Below are 26424 nucleotides of genomic sequence, written 5' to 3' on the forward strand. Positions count from 1 at the left end.
AAGTCGAGTACCACTACGCATTGTTGCGTTTGAGGGCGAATGACAATCTCTTCTTAGCGAAGTCCAGCCGCTAAGGATTTATGGGGGCAGCTGGAAATTCGTTGAAATCAAATAATCCATTTCACCGAATTAAAGGAAATTACAATGACTTCTCTCATGGTCTCAATGACTGCTTTCATCGCCGGCGTCAAGGATCGCTTCACCCGCGAAGAGAAGGGCGCCACGATGGTGGAATACGGCATCATGGTCGCGTTCATCGCCGTACTCGTGATGGCAGCCGTCATCATCCTCGGCCCGCAGATTGCCGGCCTCTTCACCCGGGTGTCAGCTTCGCTCTAGGTTCCTAACCGGGGTAGGAGGGGGAGCACCAGCCTCACTTGATCGCCCTCCTACTCCCTCCTCCAGGGCACCAGACTCTGCTTTTCGAAAGGAACGAAAATGAACGCTCTAATTGCTACGCTCACATCCGTTTTCCACACCGTCCGGGCACGCGTCACCTCGAATGAGAGGGGCGCGACCATGGTCGAGTACGGCATCATGGTCGCCTTTATTGCGGTCTTGGTTATGGCGGCTGTCATCATCCTGGGTCCCCAGATCGCGGGCCTTTTCACTTCAGTTTCAGCCTCTCTCTAGGGCTGCTACAGCTGTGGCAGTGGTTCATGCGGCCGCTGCCACAGCTAACAAACTTACTAAATTTCGATGGGACACTCTGGGAGAGGCCATGAAGAAAAAACGGAAGGAAAGAGGCGCCGTAGCGGTCGAGATGGCCATAGTCCTCCCGCTGCTGCTGCTGATCCTCCTGGGAATCATAGAGTTCGGCAGGGCTCTCAATGTCCAGGTGTCCCTCACTCAAGCCGCGCGGGAAGGGGCCAGGTACGCTGCCATACACCACGGCGAGCCTGGTTTCGACGTCCAGGCAGCCACCCTCGCAGCAGCGCCATCACTCTCGGGACTGAGCGTCACCGTCACCGACAACGCAAGCAGTTGCACGTCAACTTCCAATGTTCGGGTCCAGACCAGGGTGGCGTTGCCCTCGTTAACGGGCTTTCTGAATGCTGGCTTCTTCGGCGCAGCCGGCATCTTTCCGTTGTCTATGACAGGAGTGGGGGTTATGAGATGCGGCGGTTAGGAAAACTTGCTCGTTTCAACTCAAGAACGTCAACCAAAAGGCCGCACTCAGAAAAAGGTGCAGCAGCCATCATCGTGGCCGTACTCATGGTTGCGGTACTTGGATGCGCAGCCATAGCAGTGGACGTCGGAGCGATGTATTCGGAGAAAGCTCAGATCCAAAACGGGGCCGATGCGACGGCCCTGGCCATTGCTGGCGATTGTGCAAAAGGGTTGAACTGCACCACGGCGATGACCGCCACGCGTAACCGCTTGGCCGACGCCAATGCCAACGATAGCTCTACCGGAGTGTTCTCCGTTACGCAGCCCAACGCCAATACGGTCCGCGTGGAGACCAACGCCCGTGAAGCAGGTTCCGGCAACGACCGATTTTCGCTCTTCTTTGCCAGGGCCCTCGGCATCGAAACCACTGGCATCACAGCTGCTGCGGAGGCCTCATGGGGACCCCCAAACTCCGGATCTACCTTGCCGTGGACGGTAAGCGAATGTGTGTTCCGGAAGTACCTCACAACGACCCAACTTGCAGATCTCGACGCTACGGGTAATTTCACGGGAGATCCCATGTCTACCCACATCCTCCTGCGATACGACGAGAACGCCCCCGATTATCCTGGCTGCTCCGCGCAGAATGGCTACCAGCCAGGCGGCTTCGGATGGTTGGAAACAACCGATGGTTGTGAAGCAGAAATCGATATTGACTCTACAGTCGTTGGCCAACCTGGAAATCACTTCCCCACCGCCGCTGAATGCGATGCCATCCTGGCCACCATCATGGAGCAACCAGCCCTGGTCCCGCTCTTCGACTCGGCAACGGATGGCGGTTCAAATACCCAGTACACGTTGGTGGGTTTCGCTGCCTTTCAAGTTACGGGGTACAGGTTCGGTGGCTCACTCGAAGTCGATGACGACCTCGCGCCGGACTGCAGCGGAAATTGCAGGGGACTCCAAGGCTACTTTTCCCGCTTTGTTTCTCTCGGCGAGGGCGGGACTTCCACCGGAGGTGGCTCCAACTTTGGGGCAATCGAGGTGTTCCTAACGAAGTAACGAAGCAGGACTACGTCCCGCTTGTCATGTCTATGAAGGAGCAATTGAAGTGAAATCACGCCTACTGGGAGGCTTAGCTGCATTACTGCTGGCAGTAGTTGGAGCCGTTCTCCTCTTTGTTTACGTACAGGGCGCATCAGCTCGCGCCCAAGCAGGGCTTGAGCCCGTGAACGTCCTCGTAGTCACTGAACAGGTCCCCGCCGGAACAAAGTCGTCTGACCTGGCCAGCAAGATCCGCATCGAGTCCATACCCAAGTCCGCAGTTCCCGAGGGTGCACTCACCAACCTGGACCAGCAGGAGGGCAAAGTCACCGCTGTCGGCCTCGAACCGGGTGAGCAGCTGCTCGCGGCCCGCCTGGTAGATCCCCGCGATCTTGCCCCTGGCACCGTTCCAGTCCCGGACGGCCTTGAGGAAGTCACGCTCCTGCTGTCACCCGAGCGCATCCTGGGTGGCCGGCTTGAAGCAGGAGACACAGTGACGGTTTACTCTTCGTTTGAGAAAGAGGACGGGCAAACAGGGTTGCTTTTCCACGACGTTCTCATCACCGCAGTGCAGAAAGCACCATCCGATTCGAAGAACAATGCAAGCTCGAGTCCATCCGAGCCGGCAGTTGAAATGCCTAACGGCTCCGCTTTCATCACCTTCGCGAGAAGCGACGCCGATGCGTCGAAACTCGTCTACACCGCAGAGTTCGGAAAGCTATGGCTGGCCAAGCAGACGGATTCCACAGTGAAGACCACGCCTCCGGTAACTACCTATGGAGGGCTGTACTGATGAGCCGTTTCGTGGCCATAACCGCTGTCCGGGATTTCGAAGGGCGGATTCGCCAGGCCATCACAGGGGCGCTCCACGGGGAACTGCAGACGTTGTCGCCAGAAGTGCTGGCGGGCGGACCTGACGACGTTTTCAGACAGCTCAACGGTGCGCCGCCGGAAGTTCTGATTCTTGGTCCAGGAGTCGCACCTGACGATGCTCTCAAGCTGGCTACAGTCTTCGACCTGCAATACCCCGAGATCAGCCTCCTCTTGATTTCGGAGCCCAATCCAGAATTGGTGTTACGTGCGATGCATGCCGGAATTCGGGACGTCGTGACAGCAGAAATTGGCTCAAGCGAGCTGCGAGTGCTGCTGGAACGGGCGTGCTTAGCTTCTGCAAGTCGCCGCCGGGGGATGGCTCCGGCGGCTGAGGGACATCAGGATCGGGGAAGGGTTATTGCCGTCATGTCACCCAAAGGAGGTGTTGGCAAGACCACTGTTGCGACAAACCTGGCAATCGGTCTTGGGAAGGTTGCGCCTATGAGCGTCGTGTTAGTGGACCTTGACCTGCAGTTCGGAGACGTTGCCTCCGGGCTCCTGCTTGAGCCGGAGCACTCGATAACGGAGGCAGTTCACGGGGCAGCTTCCCAAGACTCGATGGTGCTGAAGGCCTTTCTCACAGTTCATCCCGCAGGCATTTATGCACTTTGCGGGCCAAAGACGCCAGCCGAATCTGATTCCATAACTGGGGAACACGTCAGCAGGCTCATCAACCAGCTGGCGAGCGAGTTCAAGTATGTAGTCGTCGACACAGCACCGGGGCTGGGCGAACATGTTCTCGCGACTCTGGAACAGGCAACGGACGGCGTCTGGGTTTGTGGCATGGACGTCCCCAGTATTCGTGGACTGCACAAGTGCTTCGCAGTGCTCCGGGAGCTCCAATTGCTTCCCCAGGGCCGGCATACTGTCTTGAATTTCGCCGATCGCAAGAGCGGAATTTCAGTTCAGGACGTTGAAGCAACAATCGGAGTCCCCGTGGATACAGTCGTTCCACGGTCCAGGACGCTTCCCTTCTCCACTAACCGGGGGGTACCCATCCTCCAAAGCAACGTCAGGGATTCTGCATCCAAAGGGCTGAAGAAGCTCGTGGACCGCTTTGATCCCCAATGGCAAGCGTCCACACAGACCAAGCTTCACCGACGGGTGGTTGTCTCATGAAACTCTCAGACCGGCTTTCCAGGACCAACGGCACTTCGGCCGGACTACCAGGTCAAAATATCCCCAATCCGGCCCCTGCGCCTGACTTGCAAGTCCCGGTACCGACGTCGCCCCCATCGCTCTTGTCGAAGTCGGGTGCGACGGCGCCCGCCGGGACGGCCCCAGCTGTGGATGCTTTGGCAAACCTGAAACAAAGGGCCGCCCAAGCGCTCTTCGAACGGATGGGCACCCGGTTCGGCGATACTACTTCTTCGGAAGAGGCTCTTCGCGCCTCTGCTGTCGAGGAATTGTCTACAGTCATTGACCAGGAACAGGTTCCCCTGTCTCCTGAAGAACGGCGCAGGCTGATTCGTGAAATCGCTGATGAGGTGATGGGGTATGGCCCCCTGCAGCGGTTGTTGGAGGACCCATCAGTCACGGAAATCATGGTCAACCGCTTCGATCAGATATACATCGAACGTAACGGACGCTTGACGTTGACAGGGACGCGATTCAGCTCCGACGACCACCTACGGACAGTCATCGAACGTATCGTATCCAAGGTGGGCCGCCGGATCGACGAGTCCTCGCCGCTGGTGGATGCACGCCTGGAGGATGGTTCCAGGGTCAATGCCATCATTCCGCCACTCGCAGTAAACGGGCCATCGCTGACCATTCGAAAATTTAGTCATGTGCCCCTGACTGTGCAAAACCTGATTGATTGGGGTTCACTGACTCCCGAGATGGCTGAGTTGCTTAGCGCTTGCGTTCGCGCCCGCTTGAACATCATTGTTTCGGGCGGCACGGGTACCGGCAAGACAACGCTGCTCAATGTCCTGTCCTCGTTCATTCCGCCCGAGGACCGCATCGTCACCATTGAGGATGCTGTCGAACTGCAGCTTCAACAAGAGCATGTTGTCCGCCTGGAAAGCCGGCCGCCGAACATCGAAGGCAAGGGTGCAGTGTCTATCCGGGAGCTTGTCCGCAACTCCCTCCGAATGAGGCCCGACCGGATCATTGTGGGGGAAGTTCGAAGCGGCGAGTCCCTTGACATGCTGCAGGCAATGAATACCGGACATGACGGTTCCTTGTCCACTGTGCATGCAAATTCACCGAGAGACGCAGTGGCGCGCCTGGAAACCCTGGTGCTCATGGCCGGCATGGATCTTCCCCTCCGAGCGATTAGGGAACAAGTTTCATCGGCCGTGGACCTCATCATCCAGGTGACTCGCCTCCGCGACGGAAGCCGGCGCGTTACCCATGTGACGGAAGTCCAAGGCATGGAAGGCGACATCGTTACCCTGCAGGATGCTTTCCTCTTCAATTACGCAGCAGGCATGGATGCCCAAGGGCGTTTCCTCGGTAAGCCAGAAGCCACCGGCATTCGTCCCCGCTTTCTGGATCGGTTCGCCGAACTTGGCATTTCCGTATCACCCGCGGTCTTCGGGGCCGGAGTGGTCCCTGCAGGACGGCGGTAGCCATGGACTCCCCCACGGTGTTCGTGCTTGCGGTGGCGCTCTGCCTGTCCGCCATAGTTTTGGTGGTTTTCGTTGTCTTCAAGCCGCGGTTCGGTTCCATTCCCTTGGAACGGAGACGGCTTGGCCTCCGGCAAGACAAATCTGCCGTCGCTAAGGTCTCCCAGACGGCCGTCAACGCGGTCGAGAATGTTATCGGTGAGTCCGGCGGCCCCTATAACCGGGAAGTGCTTTACAACGCCGGACTGAAATTGGCGCCCGCGGATTTCACTGTTGGCGTGGCTATAGCTTCCGTCCTGGTCGCAGCTTTTGCTGCCCTGCTCACCCATCCGCTCCTAGGCCTTTTGGTAGGGGCAGCAACACCTTTTCTTGCCAAGGTCGTCCTCATCATTCTCAGGGACAAGCGCCGTGCCAAGTTTGAGGAACAGCTGACCGACACCATACAGATGCTTATTGGCGGGCTGAGAGTAGGGCATAGTGTTCTCCGCTCGGTTGAAGCTGCCGCACAGGAGGCAGATGCCCCCACCTCTGAAGAGCTCCTGCGCATCGTAAACGAAACTCGGATCGGCAAGGACGCACGGGTGGCCTTTGACGACGTCGCCGAACGCATGGACAGCGAGGATTTCCGCTGGATCTCCCAGGCAATCCAGATTAATCGCGAAGTCGGCGGCGATCTAGCAGAAGTACTTGAGCAGGTCGCAGGAACCATACGCGAGCGAAGCGAAATCAAGGGTCAGATCAGATCCCTCAGCGCGGAAGGAAAGATGTCGGCCTACGTCTTGATGGCCATGCCGGTAGGCGTCGCCTTCATCCTCGCCTTCATCAATCCCGGGTACCTCAATGTGTTCGTGGAGAAACCGCTCGGCTTGCTGATGCTCGTCGCTGCTGTGGCCATGTTCACCGTAGGCGGCTTTTGGATGAGCCGCGTCGTGAAGATCAAGTTCTAGGGGGACCCCGTGACACCTATAGCGTGGCTTTTCATTACACTAATCGTTTTCCCGCTCGCCTACCTTGTCTGGGCCCTGGCCACGACGGACCGCAAAGCGGCAATTGCCGTTCAAACAAACCTGACCCAGGGCTTCACACAGGAGGGAGGCTTATCGATCCAACGGCCGCCTGCGCTACTGGACCTGTCGAGGCGCCTCACTCCGACTGGTTATGAAGCAAAGTTGGACCGCTGGCTGTCACTCGCAGGTCGACCGGCATCACTGCCCTTGGACAGGCTGATCATCGCAAAACCATTGCTCGCACTGACAGGCGCAGTTCTGGGACTGATGATGTATGCAAATTCCCCGTCAGCACAAGTGATCGCGCTGGGACTCTTCTTGACCGTTCTCCTCTACTTCCTCCCCGACCTGTTGATTTACAACAAGGGCATCAAACGCCAGCAGGAAATTGAGCTTGAATTGCCGAACACCCTCGACCAGTTGCTCATCTCCGTGGAGGCCGGGCTAGGGTTTGAAGCTGCGATGGCCAGAGCCGGAGGTTACGGCGGCGGCGCCCTGGCACAGGAACTCATGCGTACTCTGCAGGACATTCAAGTAGGGCGCCCCCGACAAGAGGCCTATCAGGCGTTGGCTGACCGTTCGTCTGTTCAAGACCTGCGAAGCTTCGTCCGGGCAGTGGTTCAGGCAGACAAGTACGGCATTGGCATTGCCAAAGTTCTTCGGACCCAAGCCAAACAGGCCCGGGTGAAGCGGCGTCAACGGGCCGAGGAAAAAGCGATGAAGTTGCCCGTGAAGGTACTCTTCCCGCTCCTGCTGTGCATCTTCCCGGTGCTGTTCATCGTTCTCCTCGGGCCGGCAGCCATCAAGATCGTTGAGGCCTTTACCTAAACACCCATCGGCGCCACTGTGCCCCCAAAGACCCGGACCCCCTCGGCACCCAGAACCGAGGGGGTCCGTTCGTGTGCCTGCGCATACCCGAATCCCAGTGTTAACGCAGGGAAAACCAAGCAAAAGCGCGGGAAAAGTACACTCCGGGAAGCCTTCACGCAGGGTTCTCCAAGATCGGCTCGAACGGCCAAAGTCGTTGCTAACTTCGTATTAGCGCTGGTGCAGGGCCAGCCATCCAACTCGCTCAGGAGTACAAAATGCTTTCTCTCATCGCAACCCTTCAGACGCTCGGCTTCACGCTTAAGAACCGCCTCGCCGCCGAAAAGGGCGCCACAGCTGTTGAATACGGGATCATGGTTGGCCTTATCGCAGTCGTCATCATCGTCGCAGTCACTACTTTGGGCGGTAAGCTCAATGGCTTTGTCGCCTCCGTCAACACTGCACTCTAACCACCGTCTCTGCTGGAGCGGAACGCCTCGCGGTGTAAGTACCTATAAAGTGCGGTGCAGTTTCAAAGCTGCACCGCACAGCTTAGTTTCAGGCCTTCGAATCGGGGCAACTCACTGCAGGACATGAAGGAGAAGCGGAGGATGAGGGAATCATCAGAGCGCGGGGCAGCAGCCGTTGAGTTCGCGATTCTGCTTCCTGTGCTCCTCTTGCTGGTCCTCGGAACGATGGAATTTGGCCGTGCCTACAACTCCCAAATCACTCTCACGAATGCGGGCCGAGAAGGAGTTCGGGTCATGGTGATAGCCAACGACCCGATCGCTGCAAGGACAGCAGCCAAGAACGCTGCGGCATCAGTCAGCACAACGATTTCAGACTCCGACATCACCTTGAGCACGAACGTGTGCAGCACGGGGACCCAGGTCACCCTCACCATCAAATACAACCTGCCCACCATGACTGGCATCGCTGGCCCCTTCCCCATGACAGGCAAGGGGGTCATGCTGTGCGGCGGCTGACCACGGACTCGGCAACGAATGAAGATGGTGCCATCTCAGTCATCGTCGCCATCCTTTTGGTCACCCTCCTTGGCTTCGTCGCGATCGCCGTAGACGTTGGGGTGATCTACTCGGAACGCGCTCAGCTGCAAAACGGCGCGGATGCCTCTGCTATCGCGATCGCGCAGAAGTGCGCGCGGGACGCCGCAGACGCAGAATGCTCGACGACGTCCGCACTCGCCGCCAACCTCGCCAATCAAAACGCCCTGGACGGCATGAGCAAGGTGTATAACACCGAGCTGGACAAAACCGCCCGGAAGGTCAGCGTCACTACCTCAGCCAAGGAGACCGGAGGCGTCGAGAACTCAGTCTCCCTTTTCTTCGCTGACGTCCTGGGTATACCAACCAAAGAAGTGGGCGCGCGCTCATCTGCCATCTGGGGAAGCCCTAAGGCCGGCCGTACCGCATTTCCACTCGCATTCTCCGCCTGTCAAGTCAAGGACAACATCGGCGGCTCGCTCCAACTCCTCCAGGAACATGGCAAAAATGCCAACACCGACTGCAACTACGGCCCGTCCGGGGCAGCGGTCGAGGGTGGTTATGGCTGGCTTGTCCAGGACCCCGGCGCGTGCGGAGGGACCATCGACCTGGCGGTGAGCGAAGGGGGCAGCGACCCCGGCAACAACGCCCCGGGCAACTGCTCAACCGAGCTAAACCGCTGGGCCAGCGAAATGACTGCGGGACGAAAAATCATTGTCCTCCTGCCAGTCTTCAACAAGGTCACCGGAACGGGTTCGGGCGCCATGTACGGCCTGGTCTCCTTCGCGGCTTTCGAAGTCACTGGCTGGAAATTCAGCGGCAGCACAGGCTTACCGTATGAGTATCAAGCCGAAAAGTCTACGACGACGGGCGTCACCACAGCGACGGAATGCACGGGTGAATGCCGCGGCATCATCGGCAGCTTCATCAAGTATGTTTCCCTCGCCGACGGCTACACGCTTGGCCCGGTGGACGCTTACGGTGCCACGATCGCCCGCCCGGTCCTCTAAAAACCAGTACCTCGTACTTAGCCCTCATTCAGGAGTTCAAAGTGAAGTCTCGCCTGCTCGCCGGAACGGCTGCGGTCGCCTTGGCGATTGTGGGAGCCCTCCTCATCGTCTTCTACGCCCAAGGCGCAGACCAGCGGGCACTGGCAACAACGGAACCAGTTGAGGTCCTGGTGGTGAAGACCGCCATCCCGGCCGGCACACCGGTCAACGACATGGCGGCCTCACTGGTTGTCGAGAAGATCCCGGCAGCCGGGAAATCAGACACCGCCCTCAGCACCCTGGACAGGAAAACCGGAACCGTCAGCGCCGTTGACCTGGTGCCCGGCGAACAGCTCCTGGCCGAACGTCTTGTCGCCCCGGCAGACGTCAAAGCCCAGGGCGCTGTCGAGGTACCAGCAGGCCTTCAGGAAGTTTCCTTCCAGCTGGAGCCACAACGCGTGGCGGGTGGCCGCATCAACGTGGGCGACCACGTTGGCATTTCGCTCAACTTCGAGAACGGCGCCTACAAGGCCGCGGCCAGTGACGCCACCACCCAACTCACCCTCCGCAAGGTCCTGGTCACCGCCGTCCAGAGGGCACCCCAGCCCGCGAGCGCGGAGAAGCCCGCGGAAGGCGAAGCCAACGCCGCGGACACCACGCTCCCCGAGGGTTCACTCATGCTGACCGTCGCAGTAAACGACGTGGACGCCGGCAAGATCATCTTCACCTCAATCAACGGCAGCCTCTGGCTCACCAAGGAACCCCTCAACGCCCAGGACAACGGCGCGAAGGTCGAACGCAAGGAAGTGGTGTACAAGTGAGCCGCTTCGTCCTGCTCTCCCCCAACGGTGACTTCGACCAGAAGCTGCGCGCCGCCGTCGCTAACGGCCTTCGCGGATCCGTCCAGACCATCGGCTCGGACATCCTCCCGGCCGGCCCGCAGGAACTGTTCGCGCTCCTCAACCAGGAACAGCCGGAAGTCCTCATTATCGGACCGGATGTCCCCCACGAAGAGGCGCTGAGGTTCGCCAAGGTCTTCGACGTCCAGCTCCCCGGGCTCAGCCTGGTGCTCGTCAGCGACGTGGATCCGGCCCTCCTCCTGCACTTCATGCGGGCGGGTATCCGGGACATCCTCAGCCCGAAGGCGGACGCAGCGGAAATCCGCGTACTGCTGGAGCGGGCCTGCCAGTCCTTCGCCACCCGGCACCGCGGCCCGGAAACACACTCCGAAAACGGCGGCAAGGGCTTGGTGATCGGCGTCTTCTCGCCCAAGGGCGGCGTCGGCAAAACCACCCTCGCCACGAACATCGCCATCGGACTGGGCCAGATCGCGCCCATGAGCGTGGTGATCGTCGACCTTGACCTGCAGTTCGGCGACGTCGCCTCCGGCCTGTACCTCAACCCGGAGCACACAGTCACCGACGCCGTCACGCCCGCCGCCAGCCAGGACTCCCTGGTCCTGAAGGCGTTCCTCACCGTGCACCCAGCCGGCATCTACGCCCTCTGCGCGCCGCCCAACCCGGTGGACGCAGACCACATCACTCCGGAACAGATCAGCCGCCTGGTTGAGCAACTTTCCCAGGAATTCCAGTACGTGGTCCTGGACACCGCCCCCGGCATGCCCGAAATCGGCCTCGCCGCCATGGAGCAGTGCACCGACGTGGTGTGGGTCAGCGCCATGGATATCCCCAGCCTGCGCGGCCTCCGCTCCGGCCTCGAGGTGCTCCGCCAGCTCGACATCATGCCCGAATCGCGGCACGTTGTCCTGAACATGGCCGACGCCAAAGCCGGACTCAACGTCCGCGATGTCGAATCCACCATCGGCGCGCCGGTGGACGTCAGCGTCCCCCGGTCCCGCGCCGTGGCACTCTCCACCAACCGCGGTATCCCCGTCCTCCAGGAATCCAAGAAGGACCCCGCCGTCAAAAGCCTCCGCCAACTGGTGGAAAGGTTCAACCCGGCGTGGCGTGCCCAGGCCCAGCGCAAACTTCACCGAAGGGTGGTCATCTAATGAAGCTCTCCGAACGGATCAGCGCTGTCCAGGACCGCAACCAGCCGCCCGGCAGCAACGTTGCCGTGCTCGAACCGCCGCGCCCCGCCGTCGTGCCCCCCACTCCAGACGGCGAGGCGCGGCACCTTCCTGCCCAGCAGACTCCCCTAACGCCCACGTACGACGCCGGGAGGCCCGCTGTGCCCAAGGCACCCAGTGTGGATGTCTTCGCAGCCATGAAGCTCCGGGCGGCCAGCGCCCTTTTCGAGAAGATGGGGACGCGCTTTAATGACGCGGCCGTCACCGAGAAGGAGCTCCGGGCCACCGCCAAGGAGGAACTGACCCGGATCATCGACGCCGAACAGGTACCCCTCACCCCAGAGGAACGCACCCGCCTGGTCCGCGACGTCGCGGATGACGTACTGGGCTACGGCCCCCTCCAGCGCCTGCTGGACGATCCCGCCGTCACGGAAATCATGGTCAACCGGATGGACCAGATCTATGTGGAGCGCAAAGGCAAGCTGACTCTGACCGAGTCCCGGTTCAGCTCGGAAGAGCATCTGCGCAAGGTCATCGAACGCATCGTCTCGAAGGTGGGCCGCCGCATTGATGAGTCCTCCCCTTTGGTGGACGCCCGCCTCGAGGACGGCTCCCGTGTCAACGCGGTGATCCCGCCACTGGCCGTCGGCGGCTCCTCTCTGACTATCCGAAAGTTCAGCAAGGTCCCCCTGACGGTCCGCAACCTGATTGATTTCGGAACGCTGACGCCCGAGATGGCCGAGCTGCTCAACGCCTGCGTCAAGGCCAAGCTCAACATCATAGTCTCCGGCGGCACGGGCACCGGCAAGACCACGCTGCTGAACGTGCTGTCGTCCTTCCTCCCGGCCGACGAACGGATCGTCACCATCGAGGACGCCGTGGAACTCCAGATCCAGCAGCAGCACGTGGTCCGCCTCGAAAGCAGGCCGCCGAACACTGAAGGCAAGGGCGCAGTGACCATCCGCGAGCTGCTCCGGAACTCACTGCGTATGCGCCCGGACCGGATCGTGGTGGGTGAGGTCCGTGGCGGGGAATCGCTGGACATGCTCCAGGCCATGAACACCGGCCACGACGGCTCCCTGTCAACGGTGCACTCCAACTCGCCCCGCGACGCCGTGGCCCGACTCGAAACGCTGGTCCTGATGGCCGGCATGGACCTGCCGCTGCGGGCCATCCGCGAGCAGATCGCCTCCGCCGTCAACCTCATCGTCCAGATCTCCAGGCTCCGCGACGGTTCCCGCCGCATCACGCATGTCACCGAAGTCCAAGGCATGGAAGGGGACATCGTGACCCTCCAGGACGCGTTCGTCTTCGACTACTCCGCCGGCGTGGACGCCCAAGGGCGCTTCCTGGGCAAACCCGTAGCCACCGGAATCCGGCCCCGGTTCATCGACCGGTTCGAGGACCTGGGCATCCACGTCTCCCCCAGCGTCTTCGCCGGGCCGCAGCCTCCGGCCGGCTCGACCCCTCCGGGAAGGTAGTGACCCATGATCATTGCAATTGGAGCAGCTATCCTGCTCGCCTCCGTCTGCCTGCTGGGCGTCGCTGTGATCTTGCCGGGCGCGCCGGAAGTGCCGCTGGATCGCCGCCGTCCCTTTGAACCCGAGCCGCCGTCGTCGATCTCCCGCCTGGCGCTTTCCGGCGTCCGGTCCTTCGAACGGCTCCTGCACGGGCGGAACATCAACCTCTTCTCCCGGGCGGAACTCGAAAACGCAGGGCTGCGCCTGAGCCAGGCAGAATTCTTCCTGCTGGTGGGTATCGGGGCATGCATTGGCATGCTGGTGGGTGTTGTCACTGTAGGACCACTGGTAGGAATCCTGCTGGCCCTGCTCGCACCCTTCGTGGGAAAGCTCGTCCTGGGATTCCTGGCGGGAAAACGCCGCGCTACCTTCGACGGCCAACTCGGCGATACCCTCCAGCTCCTCTCCGGCGGCCTTCGCGCCGGCCACAGCATCCTCCGCGCCATCGATGCAGCCGCCGCCGAGTCCCAAAAGCCGACGTCGGAGGAGATGCGGCGGGTCATCACTGAGACCAGTCTGGGCCGCGACCTGCTGGCCGCCCTGAACGACACCGCTGAGCGGATGAAGAACGAGGACTTTATCTGGATTTCCCAGGCCATCCAGATCAACCGCGAAGTGGGCGGCAACCTGGCGGACGTTCTGGACCAGGTGAACGAAACCATCCGCGAGCGTGCTGAGATCAAGGGACATATCAAGGCGCTGGCGGCCGAGGGCAAGTTCTCTGCCTACATCCTCATCGCCATGCCGTTCGGCATCGTGGCCATGCTCCTATCCGTGAGCCCGAACTACATGAACTCGATGTTCACCCACCCCCTGGGCTGGGTAATGATCGGTGCATCGTTCGTCCTCATGGCCATCGGCGCCCTCTGGATGCGCAAGATCATCGACCTGAAGTTCTGAGGACGCCATGAACCTGATAGTCCTCCTCGCCGTCCTGCTGGTCTGCGTCCCTGTTGCCGGTCTTGCCTGGTCCGTCCTCACAGTGGACAAGCAAGGCCGAGTGGCGGTCAACGACCTCCTGTCCCGCGGCGCCGCGCAGATCACTGCCGCGCCCGCCGCCAAATCTGGCTTGCTCGAAGGCACCGGCCGCCGGCTGACCCCGCCGGCCTATGTCGCGTTCCTGGACCGGCTGCTTGGCCTCGCGGGCAGGCCCACATCCATGCCACTGGGCAAGGTGTTGGGCTCGAAGCTCGCCATTGGTCTGGCCGGCGTTATCGCTGGCGTCTACCTAAGTTCGGTGGGCAGCACTCCCCTGATGAAACTGGCAGGGCTGTTCCTGCTGTTCCTGGGCTACTTCATCCCGGACCTCCTCCTCTACAGCAAAGGGCTGGAGCGCCAGAAGGTCATCCAGCTGGAACTAGCCAACACCTTGGACCAGATGCTGATCTCCGTCGAGGCTGGCCTGGGTTTTGAGGGTGCGATGGCGCGTGCCGGGGACAACGGAAAGGGGCCTCTGGCGGAGGAACTGGTGCGGACCCTGCAGGACATGCAGGTGGGCCGCAGCCGCCGGGAGTCCTACCTCGCCCTGGCCGAGAGGACCAATATTCCGGAGCTGCGCAGCTTTGTTCAGGCCGTAGTCCAGGCGGACACGTACGGCATCGCGATCAGCCGCGTGCTCAGGGTCCAGGCGAAAGTGATGCGAGTGAAGCGCCGCCAGCGCGCTGAAGAAAAGGCCATGAAACTTCCGGTAATGATCCTGTTCCCACTGTTGTTCTTCATTTTTCCGGTCCTGTTCATCGCAATTCTGGGACCGGCGGTCATTAACACCGTGGTGACCTTCAGCGGGCAATAGAACAGAGAATGCGGAGGATCGCTCAAGGTTTACACAGGATCACCCGAAATAGGCCAATCATCGAATTCCAGGAAGTAGCCTTGAAGAATGCAAAGTCCAGATCCCGGCACCAGCGACAGGAGCGCAGCTGCGGACCCACCGCGGCCCGGGATCACAGCACCTGCCATTTCGGCACTTTCACAGGAAGCGGCAGGACTCTTGCCGCTCGTTGACGCCGCCGTGCTCGAGGAGCTGGAAGACGAGCTGGCGGGCTCCGGCCTCGCCCAGCGGTTTGCCCGCGATTATGCGGCGATGTGGGACCAGCGCTGCGCCCGGCTAGCGGCCGCGGTGGGCAGCCAGGACGTCGAGTCCGCCCTGGATGCGGCTATCAGCCTGAAAATCAGTTCAGCCATGGTTGGCGGGGTACGGCTGGCGAAACTGGCAGAGCTGCTGGAGACGCTGATTCGGCAGGGTGAATTTGGCCAGGGCCAGGTCCTGATGGAGCGGGTTGCCCAGGACGGCGGCCAGACGGTGTCCGAACTCCAGTCCACGTACATCCTCAAGAACGGCTGACCCGGTACCTGCGACCAGACAGTCTGTGGTCAGCCCTGCTCGGCGTCCTGCCTGCTGGGCGCCAGCCGGTAACCCACGCCGCGCACGGTCTGCAGCCAGCGGGGCGAGATGGTGTCCTCCTTCAGCTTGCGCCGCAGGTTGCCGATGTGGACCTCAACAGCCCGTTCGTCGGCCTCGCTGATGTACGTGTCCTCGTCGTAGAAGTCGCCGCGAACCGCCCGCACCAGGTCTTGCCGCGTACAGACTGCCCCGCCGCCGCGCAGGAGCACGTGGAGCAGGTCAAACTCGCTGCGCGTAAGGCCCAGCGGTTCCCCTTTGATTTCCACGGTGCGGGTGCGGTGGTTCAGTTCCAGGCCGTTGTGCTGCAGGACCGCGGAGTCGTCGGGACGGGCTGCCGCTGCGGGCGCCGATCCCCACCCTGCCGGCGCAGGCTGATGTCCAGTGATCTCATGCCGCGGCCTGCGCATCATCGCCGCCACGCGGGCCCGCAGCTCCCGTGGCCGGAACGGCTTGGCAATGTAGTCGTCAGCGCCGGCGTTAAGGGCGGACAGCAGGTCCGGCTCCTCTGTCCGGCCGGTGAGCATCACAACATAGGCGTTACTGAAGTTGCGGATCCGCCGCAGCACCTCCAGGCCGTCGATATCCGGCAGCCCGATGTCCAGCGTCACCACATTGGCCTGCTTGCTGCGGACCACTTCCACGCCGGCACGCCCGTCAACCGCTGTATGCACCTCAAAGCCCGCCTGGCTCAACACTCCTTCAAGGAGGTTGCGCACATCGGCGTCGTCTTCAATAACTACAGCCACACCAAGATCGTCCATTGATATCCCTGCGCCAGTCGGTTATGCCCCCCATTGGCCCAGCGCCAATGCCATTCCCGCTCCAACCCTTTATACGCTACAAGGAAGCAGGGCCGATGACATCTGTTTCAACATTGCATTTGAAAAGTCAATTATTATGACAGAACATGTGGATTACGGGCCGGAGAGGATGTGTGCAGGGTGCCCTATAGGAATTCGGACGAACCTGCGCCGGAAATGGCCGGTCATGGCCAGGGCAGGATTCATGGCTGACCGCCTATTTCCCCGCGGCCCCGCGAGGATCTTTCAGCGGCTTGGGCCGCGTTCGCAGGTGGCACTGTGCCAGCTGCCCCTGACCCTTATCGTGGCTGCCCTCGCCGTTGCCACGCCCTTTGCCTGGCCCACCCTGCTGCACAGCCCCCTGTATCTGGCTGGAATTATCCTTTCCGGTGCACTCTTCCTCGGTTGCCTGTTGGTCCCGTGGGAGCGGCTTGCACACCGCCCCTACCTGCTGATTCCCATCCTGGACTTCGTCGCCATCGGGCTGCTCCGGAACGGCGCAGCCCCCCTGCTCCCGGGCCTGGCCGTCCTCGCCGTATTCCCGGTCATCTGGCTTTCCGCTTCCGGAATGCTCACCCGAAGCAGCCTGGTGCTGAGTTTCTTCGGCCCCATGGTGATCATGGTTCCCACGCTTGCCGGACGCTTCCCTAACCTGACGGCCTCGGACATCACCACTACGTTCCTCTTTCCCCTCATGACGCTCGCGGTGTCCCTCGCCATCAGGTTCGCGAGTGTGCACGTCCGGCTGCAGCAGCGTGAGCTGGCGGAGAAGGACAGGGAACTCCGCGAGCTGCTGCGCGAGAGCAGGGAGCGGGAAAAGCTGCTGGAGACGGTTCTGGACGCCACCGACGTCGGGATTGCCGCCGTCGACCGATCCGGCCGCTTCCTCGTGTCCAACAGCCGGCAGCGGAACTTCCGCCAGGCCACCCACGCCGACGACGCGGTTCCCGGGCAGGGCCACCAGCTGATCTTCGGCCAGGACAGGCGGACCCTGCTGCCGCCGGAGAAGCGTCCCATCAGCCGGGCCATCGCCGGCGAGTCCTTCGCCGACTATCTGGTGTGGGCCGGGGAGGGAGCCGACCAGCGGGCGGTCACCACAGCCGCCCGCCCACTGGTGAGTGAGGACGGCCAGCTGACAGGCGCCGTCGTTGTCTACAGCGACGTTACGGGCTGGGTGGAGGCGCTGGCGGCCAACCAGGAGCTGGTTTCCAACGTGACCCACGAGTTCAAGACGCCGCTGAACTCCATCATCGGCAACGTGGACCTGGTGCTCGACGACGTTGCCGCCTTACCGCCGCAGGTAGCCCAGCGTCTCCTGGTGGTCGAGCGGAACGCCGAGCGCTTGCTGGCCCTGGTAGCTGACCTGTCGGCTTCGGCATCGGCAGCGCTCAATGTCCACCCCAAGCGGACGGACCTGGCGAGCCTGGTGGAAACCAGCATAGGCTCCGCCCAGGCCCAGGCCGAGCTGGCGCACATCCACCTTTCAGCGGACGTTCCCTCGCCCCTCTGGGCCTACGCGGACCCGCTCCGGATCGGCCAGGCGCTGGACAACCTGGTATCGAACGCCATCAAATATTCGCCCGACGGCGGCAACGTCAGCATCAGTGCCCGCAGCACCAATGAGTGGGTGCAGCTCAGCGTCAGAGACACCGGGATGGGCATCAGCAGTGAGGACAGGGACAGCGTCTTCAAGCGCTTCTTCCGGACCGAGTCCGTCAGGGACGCGTCCATCGCGGGCGCCGGCCTGGGCCTGTCCATCACCAAGACGATCGTTGAGCGCCACGGCGGGCAGATCACGTGCGCCAGCGGGGAGGGGCAAGGCAGCACTTTCACCCTGACCCTTCCGGCCCAGGGCCCGCCGCCGGCATTTTAGGCTGGGCCCACGCCCGCAGGGTTCCCTGGCCGTGGAGCCGCTCCGGCGAGGGACCCGGCCCGAGCCTGCGAGGGCAGGGAGCCGGTGTGGACCTGCGAGGTTAGGGTGCGGGTGGGGATTAGTACTCCCGCAGCGCCCGGGTGAGTTCCGCGCGGGCCAGCAGCTCGTCGTCGGACGGGTACGCCACTTCCTCGAGCACCAGCGGGTGCGGGGCCGCCAGCACTGACTTGGCGTCGCGTTTTTGGGCCAGCAGCCGCTCATACAGCCAGCCCGGCTCCTCTAGGCCCTCCCCCACGTACAAGGCAGAGCCGATGAGCGCGCGCACCATGTTGTGGCAGAAAGCGTCAGCCTGCACGGTGGCTACTATGACGCCGTCTTCCGCGCGCGCGAACTCGAAGCGCTGCAGCTCCCGGATGGTGGTGGCACCTTCCCGCGGCTTGCAGAAGGACAGGAAGTTCTGCAGCCCCAGCAGCTTCGAGGCACCCTCGTTGAGCAGGGAAACGTCCAGCGGATTTTTGTGCCACAGGGTGGAGTGCCGGCCCAGCGGATCCCAGAGCGCGGGCCCGTCCGCAATGCGGTAGCTGTAGCGCCGCCAGAGCGCCGAGAACCGGGCATCGAAACCTTCCGGCGCCAGCGAGATCCGGTGCACCTCGACTGCGCCGGTTAGGTCCCCGAGAATCCGGCTGAGTGCGCCGCGGAGGCGGCGCTGCATGGCGACGGCGGGATCCAGTTCGTGCCCGCGCGGCAGTCCGTGCCACTCGGCTTCCGTCAGGTCCAGGTGCACCACCTGGCCGCGCGCGTGCACGCCGGCGTCGGTCCGGCCGGCGACCGTGACGCGGACCAGGCGGCGGAGCAGCATGTGCAGGGCTTCCTCCAGGGCACCCTGGACGGTCCGCCTGCCCGGCTGCAATGCCCACCCGCTGAAGGGGCCGCCGTCGTACGACAAATCCAGCCGGACACGCAAAAACCCGCCGCCCCCCAATACGGGGGCCGCGGGTTTTTGGTGGTTCATAGACTCAAGTCTATGCGAAGAAAATCAGCGAATTACTTCGCGTCCTTCTCTTCGGCAACCGGAGCTTCAGCTTCCTCAGCGGCCGGAGCCTCTTCGGTTGCAGCCTCTTCTTGGGCAGCGGGAGCCTCAGCAGCTTCGGTCTCAACGACCACAGCCTCGGGAGCTTCCTCGGCAGCCGGAGCAGCCTTGTCTGCATCGCGCTTGGCGGCAGCAGTAGCCTCGGCTACAACGGCCTGCTTCGCGGAAACGGGCTCAAGGACGAGCTCGATGACAGCCATGGGAGCGTTGTCGCCCTTGCGGTTGCCGATCTTGGTGATGCGGGTGTAGCCGCCGTCGCGGTTCTCAACAGCCTGCGCGATGTCGGTGAACAGCTCGTGGACGATGCCCTTGTTGCTGATCAGGCCGAGAACGCGGCGGCGGGAAGCGAGGTCGCCGCGCTTGGCGAAGGTCACCAGGCGCTCTGCGTACGGCTTCAGGCGCTTGGCCTTGGTCACCGTGGTGGTGATCCGCTTGTGCTCGAACAGGGATGCTGCCAGGTTCGCGAGCATGAGGCGCTCGTGAGCCGGGCCGCCTCCGAGGCGCGGACCCTTAGTGGGGGTAGGCATAATTGTTTCTCCTCAAATGGAAGCCGTGGGGCCTGCACACCATGGTGCCCTGCCCGCCGGCCAAGGTCTGGTTTAGAGTTCGTCGTCGCCGAAGGCGGCGTCGTCCTCTTCGATTGCTGCGGCGCGTGCTGCGAGGTCAAAACCGGGAGGCGAGTCCTTGAGGGACAGGCCCAGTTCAACCAGCTTTGCCTTGACCTCGTCAATGGACTTGGCACCGAAGTTGCGGATGTCCATCAGGTCAGCCTCGGAGCGGGCAACGAGTTCACCCACAGTGTGGATGCCCTCACGCTTGAGGCAGTTGTAGGAACGGACGGTGAGGTCCAGATCCTCGATCGGCAGTGCCATGTCGGCTGCCAGGGCAGCGTCGGTGGGCGACGGGCCGATCTCGATACCTTCAGCTGCGGTGTTCAGCTCACGTGCCAGACCGAAGAGCTCCACCAGGGTGGTGCCTGCGGAAGCAACAGCATCGCGCGGGGCGATGGCCTGCTTGGTCTCGACGTCGACAATCAGCTTGTCGAAGTCGGTGCGCTGCTCAACACGGGTTGCTTCCACGCGGAAAGTAACCTTCAGCACCGGCGAGTAGATGGAGTCGACCGGGATACGGCCGATCTCTGCGTCGCCGGACTTGTTCTGAGCGGCCGAAACGTAGCCGCGGCCGCGCTCGATGGTCAGTTCGAGTTCGAACTTGCCCTTCGAGTTCAGCGTGGCGATGTGCAGATCCGGGTTGTGGAATTCGACGCCGGCCGGCGGAGCGATGTCCGCGGCGGTGACGACTCCGGGGCCCTGCTTGCGCAGGTAAGCAACAACCGGCTCATCGTGCTCGGAGGAGACCGACAGGCTCTTGATGTTCAGGATGATCTCAGTGACATCTTCCTTGACACCCGGAACCGTGGTGAACTCGTGCAGCACGCCATCGATCCGGATGCTGGTTACAGCAGCACCGGGGATGGAGGAGAGCAGGGTACGGCGGAGGGAGTTTCCGAGGGTGTAGCCGAAGCCCGGTTCCAGCGGTTCAATGATGAAACGCGAACGGTTTTCGGAGACTACCTCTTCGGAGAGGGTGGGGCGCTGTGCAATGAGCACTTAGGTTTCCTTTCGGCGAGCATCCGCTATATGACGCAACACAGGTGGTGGAAATTCGGTCTGAAGACTTAACGCGCTGGGCTTGCCCGGACCATCAACGGTCCGGGCAAGCTCATCGGCGGGTAAGCCTTAGACGCGGCGGCGCTTCGGCGGACGGCAGCCGTTGTGGGCAGCGGGGGTGACGTCCTGAATGGAGCCAACCTCGAGGCCGGCGGCCTGCAGCGAACGGATCGCGGTTTCGCGTCCTGAGCCCGGTCCCTTGACGAAAACGTCAACCTTGCGCATGCCGTGCTCCTGGGCACGCTTTGCCGCAGCTTCGGCAGCCATCTGGGCGGCGAACGGGGTGGACTTACGCGAGCCCTTGAAGCCGACCTCACCTGAGGAAGCCCAAGAGATAACAGCGCCGTTCGGGTCCGTGATGGACACGATGGTGTTGTTGAACGTGCTCTTGATGTGCGCCTGGCCCAGCGCGATATTCTTTTTGTCCTTCTTACGCGGCTTGCGAACCGCGCCACGAGTCTTCGGGGGCATTATTTCTCCTACAGAAAGTTATTGGGGAGCCGGTTAATCCCGAGGGATTTAACGGGCCTTCTTCTTGCCTGCAACGGTGCGCTTCGGGCCCTTGCGGGTACGCGCGTTCGTCTTCGTACGCTGTCCGCGTACTGGCAGGCCCTTGCGATGGCGGATACCTTCGTAGCTGCCGATTTCAACCTTGCGGCGGATATCGGCTGCTACTTCGCGGCGAAGGTCACCCTCAACCTTGTAGTTGCCTTCGATGTAGTCACGCAGCTCAACCAGCTGGGCATCAGTCAGGTCCTTGACGCGAACGTCAGCGCTGATGCCAGTGGCGGCCAGGGTTTCGTGTGCACGGGTCTTGCCCACGCCGTAGATGTAAGTAAGCGCAATTTCCAGCCGCTTTTCGCGGGGAATGTCTACGCCAGCGAGACGAGCCATAGTGGCAGTACTCCTTGATAAACCGGAGGTCGTAGGCAGTACACCCGCACGTTCCGTGCGGCCCCAGCCTCCGACCGGGGGTTAGCTGTCCGGGCTCCATACGTCCCAGATCAGCTTGTGCTGCCTTTATTTACTTGCGTGGGTTAGCAACCCAGGATTTCCTTCAGGGAAGGAAATTAGCCCTGGCGCTGCTTGTGGCGCGGGTTCTCGCAGATCACCATGACCCGGCCATTACGGCGGATCACTTTGCACTTTTCGCAGATCTGCTTGACGCTCGGCTTGACCTTCATGGCATTCCTTTGCGTGTAACAGTTGGTCAACTGGAGCGGCGCTCAGCTTGCACTGAAGCCGCCCAGCAATTTACTTGTAGCGGTAGACGATACGACCACGGGTGAGGTCGTACGGGCTCAGCTCCACCACTACGCGGTCCTCAGGGAGAATCCTGATGTAGTGCTGGCGCATCTTTCCAGAGATGTGTGCCAGTACGATGTGCTTGTTGGTGAGCTCAACGCGAAACATCGCGTTAGGCAGCGCCTCGGTCACAACGCCTTCGATCTCAATGACCCCGTCCTTCTTGGCCATACCCTCCGCTAACTGTTGTTGCCGCAGTCCCGCCGGATTGCACCGGGCATGACCACGAACGTTTTTGTTGGATCGATTGTCAGCTCCTGGCCCCAAAAGGGCGTGGCAGTCCAGACAACCAACAAACAACACTACTCTGTATCGCTGTAAAAGTTAAATCGGCAATGGTAACCTACTCGGCGCCGTACACACCATAATCCCCGGCCGGAGTGCTCACAGCTTCAGCGCTGGCCACGCCATCGAGGATGGCTAAACGTACGACGTCGGCTGCCGCACTCTGCAGCGTAATGAGGCTCATCTGCCGGGCAGCTTCGTCGCTCCGGTCCAACGCCACAGCTCCGGTTGCAAGGCAAAAGACCGTGTCCCCATCAGCAAGGGTGTGGGAGGGATTCAACGCCCGCGCAATCCCGGCGTGCGAAGCAGAAGCAGTGCGTTTGCATTCAGCAACGTCCAGGACGGCATTGGTGGCGACGACCACGAGCGTTGTATTGAACGGCGGGGAGACGGCACCCCCTGAAGGGGAATCCGGAACCCGGAAGCGCGCGTCTAAGGGAGGCACGACCGAGCGCGCGGAGGGTTCGGGATTTCCCGAAGGAGTCACCGGCAAACCGAGAGCGTTCACGACAGCGATTGCCCCGACAACCACGCCGTTGTCGAGTGTGACCGAGGCAGTCCCTACCCCGCCTTTGAATGTCCTGCCGATGACTGCTCCGGTGCCGGCTCCTACGTTGCCGCGTACGACGTCGTGCCGGTCCTTCTCCGCAGCAGCGGCGGCGGTTGCCGCGTAGCCCATCTCCGGCGTCGGGCGCGCTGAGAAGTCGCCGCCCCGGCCCAGGTCGAAGATCGCGGCCGCCGGGACAATCGGTACTACTCCCCCGGGAACGGCGAAGCCCCGGTTGTTCTCCTCACACCAGCGCTGGGCGCCGGACGCCGATGCCAGGCCGTAGGCGCTGCCGCCGGTGAGGACCACCGCGTGCACGGCACTGACCAGGGTGGTGGGATCGAGGGCGTCGGTCTCATGGGTGGCAGGTCCCCCGCCCTGGACGTCCACCGATCCAACGGTGCCCGGCGGCGGAAGGACCACCGTCACCCCGCTCAGCCAGCCGTCGCGGTTCTTCTGTACGTGGCCAACCCGGATCCCCGGTACATCGGTGATTGCTCCCATGGCACCCATTCTGCCCTTATACATTCTGGGGACGCGGGTAATCCCTGATGACGCAGAAAATCCCCGAGGAGACAGATATATGGGTGTCCTCAGGGATTTTCTGTGTCGATGCGGAATATGGGACCCTACGGGATCGGCACCGGGGTGACGCCGAGGGGCACCAGGTGCTCCGCGCCGCCGTCGGGCGCGGACAACACCCAGATGCCCTTGTCGTGGACAGCAACGGAGTGCTCCCACTGGCAGGAGCGGGCACCGTCGGTGGTGATCACGGTCCAGTCATCCTCCAGTACCGCGGTCTCGATGCTGCCGCGGACCAGCATGGGCTCGATCGCCAGGCAGAGGCCCGGCCGGATCTTCGGGCCGCGGTGGCTGGTGCGGTAATTGAGGACGTCCGGCGGCATGTGCATTTCAGAGCCGATGCCGTGGCCCACGTAGTCCTCGAGGATGCCCAGCGGCTTGCCGGGCACGGAAGAGACGTAGTCGTCAATGGCGGCGCCGATATCGCCCACGTGCTTTCCGCTGGACAGGGCCGCGATCCCCCGCCACAAGGCTGCGTGCGTCACGTCGGAGAGGCGCTGGTCCTCGGGATCAGCAGTACCCACGATGACGGTCCGTGCGGAGTCGGAGTGCCAGCCGTTCACAATGGCACCGCCGTCGATCGAGATGATGTCGCCGTCGTTCAGGACACGGCTGCCGGGGATGCCGTGGACCACTTCCTCATTGACCGACGTGCAGATGGTGGCGGGGAAGCCGTGGTAGCCCAGGAAGTTGGACTTGGCACCGGCCTCGTTCAGGACGGCGGCGAAGACATCATCCAGGTGCTTGGTGGTGACGCCGGGAACGGCAGCTGCCACAGCGGCATCCAGGGCTCGGCTCAGGACCAGGCCTGCTTCGTGCATAGTGCGCATCTGGGCGTTGGTCTTGTATTCGATGCGGGGCTGGCCAAAGGCCATGGTGCTTCCTTTCAAATGGCTGAGGCTCCTCCCGTGTACCGGGAGGAGCCTCGGAAAAACTTGCCTGGATCAGGCTGCCTGTGCGGCCTTAATGGCCTGCATCACGCGGTCTGTCACTTCGTCGATGGGGCCGATGCCGTCAACCTGGGTGAGGATGCCGCGCTCGGCATACTTTGCCACGACGGCTTCGGTCTGCTCGTGGTACAGGTCAAGGCGGTGGCGGATGACGGCTTCGTTGTCGTCGCTCCGGCCCGTCTCCTTGGCCCGGCCGAGGAGACGGTGGACCAGTTCCTCGTCGTCGGCAGTCAGCTGCAGGACGACGTCGAGCTTCTCCTCACCCTTGGCGAGGATCTCGTCGAGGTAGTCAACCTGCGCGGTGGTGCGGGGGTACCCGTCCAGCAGGAAGCCGTTTTCGACGTCGGACTCGCTCAGGCGGTCACGCACCATCTTGTTGGTGACGCTGTCAGGAACGAAGTCGCCGTTGTCCATGTACTTCTTGGCCTCAATGCCAAGGGGTGTCTCGCCCTTCACGTTCGCACGGAAAATGTCCCCGGTGGAGATGGCCACAACGCCGAGGCGCTCTGAAATCCGCTCCGCCTGCGTTCCTTTTCCGGAACCCGGAGGTCCAATAATCAGCATTCTCGTCATCGCAAAAGCCCTTCGTAGTGACGTTGTTGTAGCTGCGCATCAATCTGCTTGACGGTCTCCAGGCCAACGCCCACCATGATCAGGATCGAGGTGCCACCGAACGGGAAGTTCTGGTTTGCGTTGATCAGTACCAGTGCCACCAGCGGAATCAGCGCCACGAAACCCAGGTACAAGGCACCGGGCAGCGTGATCCGGGAAAGCACGTACTGCAGGTAGTCAGCGGTGGGTTTACCGGCGCGGATACCTGGAATGAAGCCGCCGTACTTCTTCATGTTGTCCGAGACCTCTTCAGGGTTGAAGGTGATCGCGACGTAGAAGTAGGTAAAGAACACGATCAGGGCGAAGTAGATCGCCATGTAGATCGGGTGGTCACCGCGGGTCAGGTTGTTGTTGATCCATTCGACCCACGGCTGGAGCTGCTCGCCCGGCTTCGGCTGGTTGAACTGGGAGATCAGTCCAGGCAGGTAAAGCATCGAGGAAGCAAAAATCACGGGGATGACGCCGGCCATGTTGACCTTGATAGGGATGTACGTGCTGGTACCTCCCACGGTGCGGCGGCCGATCATCCGTTTGGCGTACTGCACCGGAATACGGCGCTGCGACTGCTCAACGAAGACCACCAGGGCCACCGTCAGCAGGCCCACGGCCAGAACCATAAAGAAGGTTCCCGGGCCCTGGGAAGTCCAGATGGCGCCCAGCGAGGTGGGGAAGGTCGCAGCGATCGAGGTGAAGATGAGCAGGGACATACCGTTGCCCACGCCCTTCTCGGTGACGAGCTCACCCATCCACATGATCAGGCCGGTGCCGGCTGTCAGGGTGATGATGATCAGGATGGTGGTGATCACGCTGTCGTCGGGAATGATCGGCAGGTTGCAGCCGGGAAGGAGCTGGCCGGACCGCGCCAGGGATACCAGCGTGGTGGCGTTGAGCAGGCCCAGGGCGATGGTGAGGTACCGGGTGTACTGGGTCAGCTTGGACTGGCCGGCCGCGCCCTCTTCGTAGAGCTCCTGGAAACGGGGAATGACCACCCGGAGCAGCTGGACGATGATGCTGGCCGTAATGTACGGCATGATGCCCAGCGCGAAGATGGAAACCTGGAGCAACGCACCGCCGCTGAACAGGTTAACGAGCTGGTACAGGCCGCCTGCGGTCTGACCGTTCTGCAAGCATTGCTGGACATTCTGGTAGTTCACACCTGGCGAGGGAATGAAAGCACCCAAGCGGAAGATGGTGATGATTCCCAGCGTGAACAACAACTTGCGTCGCAGATCAGGCGTGCGAAAGGCCCGGCCAAATGCGCTAAGCAAGCGTCCTCCTGGTGGTGTGGATAAAGAGTGTGTGATGGGGATCTAGGAATCCCAACAACCGAGTCTAACCGTTGGATGCGCC

At 61.9% G+C, this 26424-nt stretch carries 31 protein-coding genes; 19 read left to right on the forward strand and 12 right to left on the reverse strand.

The window, feature by feature from the left end:
- Positions 1 to 144: 144 nt before the first annotated feature.
- The 18 genes from FBY31_RS07310 (at position 145) to FBY31_RS07395 (ending at position 15300) form a co-directional block, all read left to right on the forward strand.
- Entirely contained in the window at positions 145 to 339 is a 195-nt protein-coding gene (locus FBY31_RS07310) for a Flp family type IVb pilin (RefSeq protein ID WP_235012961.1), read from the forward strand.
- 99 nt (positions 340 to 438) lie between these two features.
- Entirely contained in the window at positions 439 to 633 is a 195-nt protein-coding gene (locus FBY31_RS07315; protein ID WP_142038719.1) for a Flp family type IVb pilin, read from the forward strand.
- Between the two features lie 88 nt (positions 634 to 721).
- A complete protein-coding gene (locus FBY31_RS07320; RefSeq protein ID WP_142038722.1) occupies positions 722 to 1129 on the forward strand; it encodes a TadE/TadG family type IV pilus assembly protein in 408 nt (135 codons plus the stop codon).
- Complete coding sequence (locus tag FBY31_RS07325; protein ID WP_142038725.1) at positions 1117 to 2172, forward strand: TadE/TadG family type IV pilus assembly protein; 1056 nt, start codon at positions 1117 to 1119, stop codon at positions 2170 to 2172. The genes FBY31_RS07320 and FBY31_RS07325 overlap by 13 nt, the downstream gene beginning before the upstream one ends.
- A 166-nt stretch (positions 2173 to 2338) precedes the next feature.
- Positions 2339 to 2947, forward strand: a complete 609-nt coding sequence (cpaB, locus tag FBY31_RS07330) for a Flp pilus assembly protein CpaB (RefSeq protein WP_235012962.1) — start codon at positions 2339 to 2341, stop codon at positions 2945 to 2947.
- Positions 2947 to 4146 carry an AAA family ATPase gene (locus FBY31_RS07335; protein WP_142038730.1) on the forward strand — a complete coding sequence of 400 codons (1200 nt, stop codon included), beginning with the start codon at positions 2947 to 2949 and terminating at the stop codon, positions 4144 to 4146. The genes cpaB (FBY31_RS07330) and FBY31_RS07335 overlap by 1 nt, the downstream gene beginning before the upstream one ends.
- Positions 4143 to 5603, forward strand: a complete 1461-nt coding sequence (locus FBY31_RS07340) for a CpaF family protein (RefSeq protein ID WP_142038733.1) — start codon at positions 4143 to 4145, stop codon at positions 5601 to 5603. Before FBY31_RS07335 ends, FBY31_RS07340 begins: the two co-directional genes overlap by 4 nt.
- A 2-nt stretch (positions 5604 to 5605) precedes the next feature.
- Positions 5606 to 6547: a type II secretion system F family protein gene (locus FBY31_RS07345; protein WP_142038737.1), complete on the forward strand. Its 942-nt coding sequence runs from the start codon at positions 5606 to 5608 to the stop codon at positions 6545 to 6547.
- Between the two features lie 9 nt (positions 6548 to 6556).
- Positions 6557 to 7435: a type II secretion system F family protein gene (locus tag FBY31_RS07350; RefSeq protein ID WP_142038740.1), complete on the forward strand. Its 879-nt coding sequence runs from the start codon at positions 6557 to 6559 to the stop codon at positions 7433 to 7435.
- Between the two features lie 257 nt (positions 7436 to 7692).
- Positions 7693 to 7884 (forward strand): Flp family type IVb pilin, encoded by a 192-nt coding sequence (locus tag FBY31_RS07355; protein WP_142038743.1) that lies wholly within the window; start codon positions 7693 to 7695, stop codon positions 7882 to 7884.
- Positions 7885 to 8025: 141 nt separating this feature from the next.
- Entirely contained in the window at positions 8026 to 8400 is a 375-nt protein-coding gene (locus FBY31_RS07360) for a TadE/TadG family type IV pilus assembly protein (protein WP_142038746.1), read from the forward strand.
- On the forward strand, positions 8388 to 9428 hold the full coding sequence (locus tag FBY31_RS07365) for a pilus assembly protein TadG-related protein (RefSeq protein ID WP_142038749.1): 1041 nt from the start codon (positions 8388 to 8390) through the stop codon (positions 9426 to 9428). The genes FBY31_RS07360 and FBY31_RS07365 overlap by 13 nt, the downstream gene beginning before the upstream one ends.
- Positions 9429 to 9469: 41 nt before the next feature.
- Positions 9470 to 10228 carry a Flp pilus assembly protein CpaB gene (gene cpaB, locus FBY31_RS07370; RefSeq protein WP_200833329.1) on the forward strand — a complete coding sequence of 253 codons (759 nt, stop codon included), beginning with the start codon at positions 9470 to 9472 and terminating at the stop codon, positions 10226 to 10228.
- On the forward strand, positions 10225 to 11418 hold the full coding sequence (locus FBY31_RS07375) for an AAA family ATPase (protein ID WP_142038754.1): 1194 nt from the start codon (positions 10225 to 10227) through the stop codon (positions 11416 to 11418). Before cpaB (FBY31_RS07370) ends, FBY31_RS07375 begins: the two co-directional genes overlap by 4 nt.
- Entirely contained in the window at positions 11418 to 12917 is a 1500-nt protein-coding gene (locus tag FBY31_RS07380) for a CpaF family protein (RefSeq protein WP_142038757.1), read from the forward strand. Before FBY31_RS07375 ends, FBY31_RS07380 begins: the two co-directional genes overlap by 1 nt.
- 6 nt (positions 12918 to 12923) lie before the next feature.
- Positions 12924 to 13856 carry a type II secretion system F family protein gene (locus FBY31_RS07385; RefSeq protein ID WP_142038761.1) on the forward strand — a complete coding sequence of 311 codons (933 nt, stop codon included), beginning with the start codon at positions 12924 to 12926 and terminating at the stop codon, positions 13854 to 13856.
- 7 nt (positions 13857 to 13863) lie between these two features.
- Positions 13864 to 14748 carry a type II secretion system F family protein gene (locus FBY31_RS07390; RefSeq protein ID WP_142038764.1) on the forward strand — a complete coding sequence of 295 codons (885 nt, stop codon included), beginning with the start codon at positions 13864 to 13866 and terminating at the stop codon, positions 14746 to 14748.
- 87 nt (positions 14749 to 14835) lie between these two features.
- Positions 14836 to 15300: an Hpt domain-containing protein gene (locus FBY31_RS07395; RefSeq protein ID WP_142038766.1), complete on the forward strand. Its 465-nt coding sequence runs from the start codon at positions 14836 to 14838 to the stop codon at positions 15298 to 15300.
- Positions 15301 to 15329: 29 nt separating this feature from the next.
- Here the strand turns inward: FBY31_RS07395 and FBY31_RS07400 are convergent, their stop codons facing one another.
- Positions 15330 to 16121, reverse strand: coding sequence for a response regulator transcription factor (locus FBY31_RS07400; RefSeq protein ID WP_142038769.1), 792 nt, complete (start codon positions 16119 to 16121; stop codon positions 15330 to 15332).
- Positions 16122 to 16365: 244 nt separating this feature from the next.
- Here FBY31_RS07400 and FBY31_RS07405 point away from each other — a divergent pair, with 244 nt between their 5' ends.
- Positions 16366 to 18033 (forward strand): sensor histidine kinase, encoded by a 1668-nt coding sequence (locus FBY31_RS07405; RefSeq protein WP_142038772.1) that lies wholly within the window; start codon positions 16366 to 16368, stop codon positions 18031 to 18033.
- A 118-nt stretch (positions 18034 to 18151) separates the two neighbouring features.
- On the opposite strand, the gene FBY31_RS07410 is transcribed toward FBY31_RS07405, so the two are convergent.
- From FBY31_RS07410 to secY, 11 genes are all read right to left on the reverse strand, one after another.
- On the reverse strand, positions 18152 to 19045 hold the full coding sequence (locus FBY31_RS07410; RefSeq protein WP_200833330.1) for a tRNA pseudouridine synthase A: 894 nt from the start codon (positions 19043 to 19045) through the stop codon (positions 18152 to 18154).
- Positions 19046 to 19077: 32 nt separating this feature from the next.
- A complete protein-coding gene (rplQ, locus tag FBY31_RS07415) occupies positions 19078 to 19650 on the reverse strand; it encodes a 50S ribosomal protein L17 (RefSeq protein WP_142038775.1) in 573 nt (190 codons plus the stop codon).
- 72 nt (positions 19651 to 19722) lie between these two features.
- The gene (locus FBY31_RS07420; RefSeq protein WP_013601812.1) at positions 19723 to 20733 is read right to left on the reverse strand and encodes a DNA-directed RNA polymerase subunit alpha; all 1011 of its coding nucleotides are present in this window, start codon (positions 20731 to 20733) and stop codon (positions 19723 to 19725) included.
- 129 nt (positions 20734 to 20862) lie between these two features.
- Positions 20863 to 21264 carry a 30S ribosomal protein S11 gene (gene rpsK / locus FBY31_RS07425; protein ID WP_018769149.1) on the reverse strand — a complete coding sequence of 134 codons (402 nt, stop codon included), beginning with the start codon at positions 21262 to 21264 and terminating at the stop codon, positions 20863 to 20865.
- Positions 21265 to 21312: 48 nt separating this feature from the next.
- The gene (rpsM, locus tag FBY31_RS07430) at positions 21313 to 21687 is read right to left on the reverse strand and encodes a 30S ribosomal protein S13 (protein ID WP_028275004.1); all 375 of its coding nucleotides are present in this window, start codon (positions 21685 to 21687) and stop codon (positions 21313 to 21315) included.
- Positions 21688 to 21863: 176 nt separating this feature from the next.
- Entirely contained in the window at positions 21864 to 21977 is a 114-nt protein-coding gene (gene rpmJ, locus FBY31_RS07435; protein ID WP_009358722.1) for a 50S ribosomal protein L36, read from the reverse strand.
- Positions 21978 to 22047: 70 nt separating this feature from the next.
- A complete protein-coding gene (gene infA / locus FBY31_RS07440) occupies positions 22048 to 22269 on the reverse strand; it encodes a translation initiation factor IF-1 (protein WP_009358723.1) in 222 nt (73 codons plus the stop codon).
- 172 nt (positions 22270 to 22441) lie between these two features.
- Positions 22442 to 23434, reverse strand: a complete 993-nt coding sequence (locus tag FBY31_RS07445; RefSeq protein WP_142038777.1) for a P1 family peptidase — start codon at positions 23432 to 23434, stop codon at positions 22442 to 22444.
- A 125-nt stretch (positions 23435 to 23559) separates the two neighbouring features.
- Positions 23560 to 24387: a type I methionyl aminopeptidase gene (gene map / locus FBY31_RS07450; RefSeq protein ID WP_142038781.1), complete on the reverse strand. Its 828-nt coding sequence runs from the start codon at positions 24385 to 24387 to the stop codon at positions 23560 to 23562.
- A 69-nt stretch (positions 24388 to 24456) separates the two neighbouring features.
- Positions 24457 to 25026, reverse strand: a complete 570-nt coding sequence (locus FBY31_RS07455) for an adenylate kinase (protein ID WP_197432583.1) — start codon at positions 25024 to 25026, stop codon at positions 24457 to 24459.
- A 5-nt stretch (positions 25027 to 25031) separates the two neighbouring features.
- Positions 25032 to 26342, reverse strand: coding sequence for a preprotein translocase subunit SecY (gene secY, locus FBY31_RS07460; RefSeq protein ID WP_142038788.1), 1311 nt, complete (start codon positions 26340 to 26342; stop codon positions 25032 to 25034).
- Positions 26343 to 26424: the final 82 nt, after the last annotated feature.

The sequence above is a fragment of the Arthrobacter sp. SLBN-100 genome (genome assembly GCF_006715305.1).
Classification (GTDB): Bacteria; Actinomycetota; Actinomycetes; order Actinomycetales; family Micrococcaceae; genus Arthrobacter.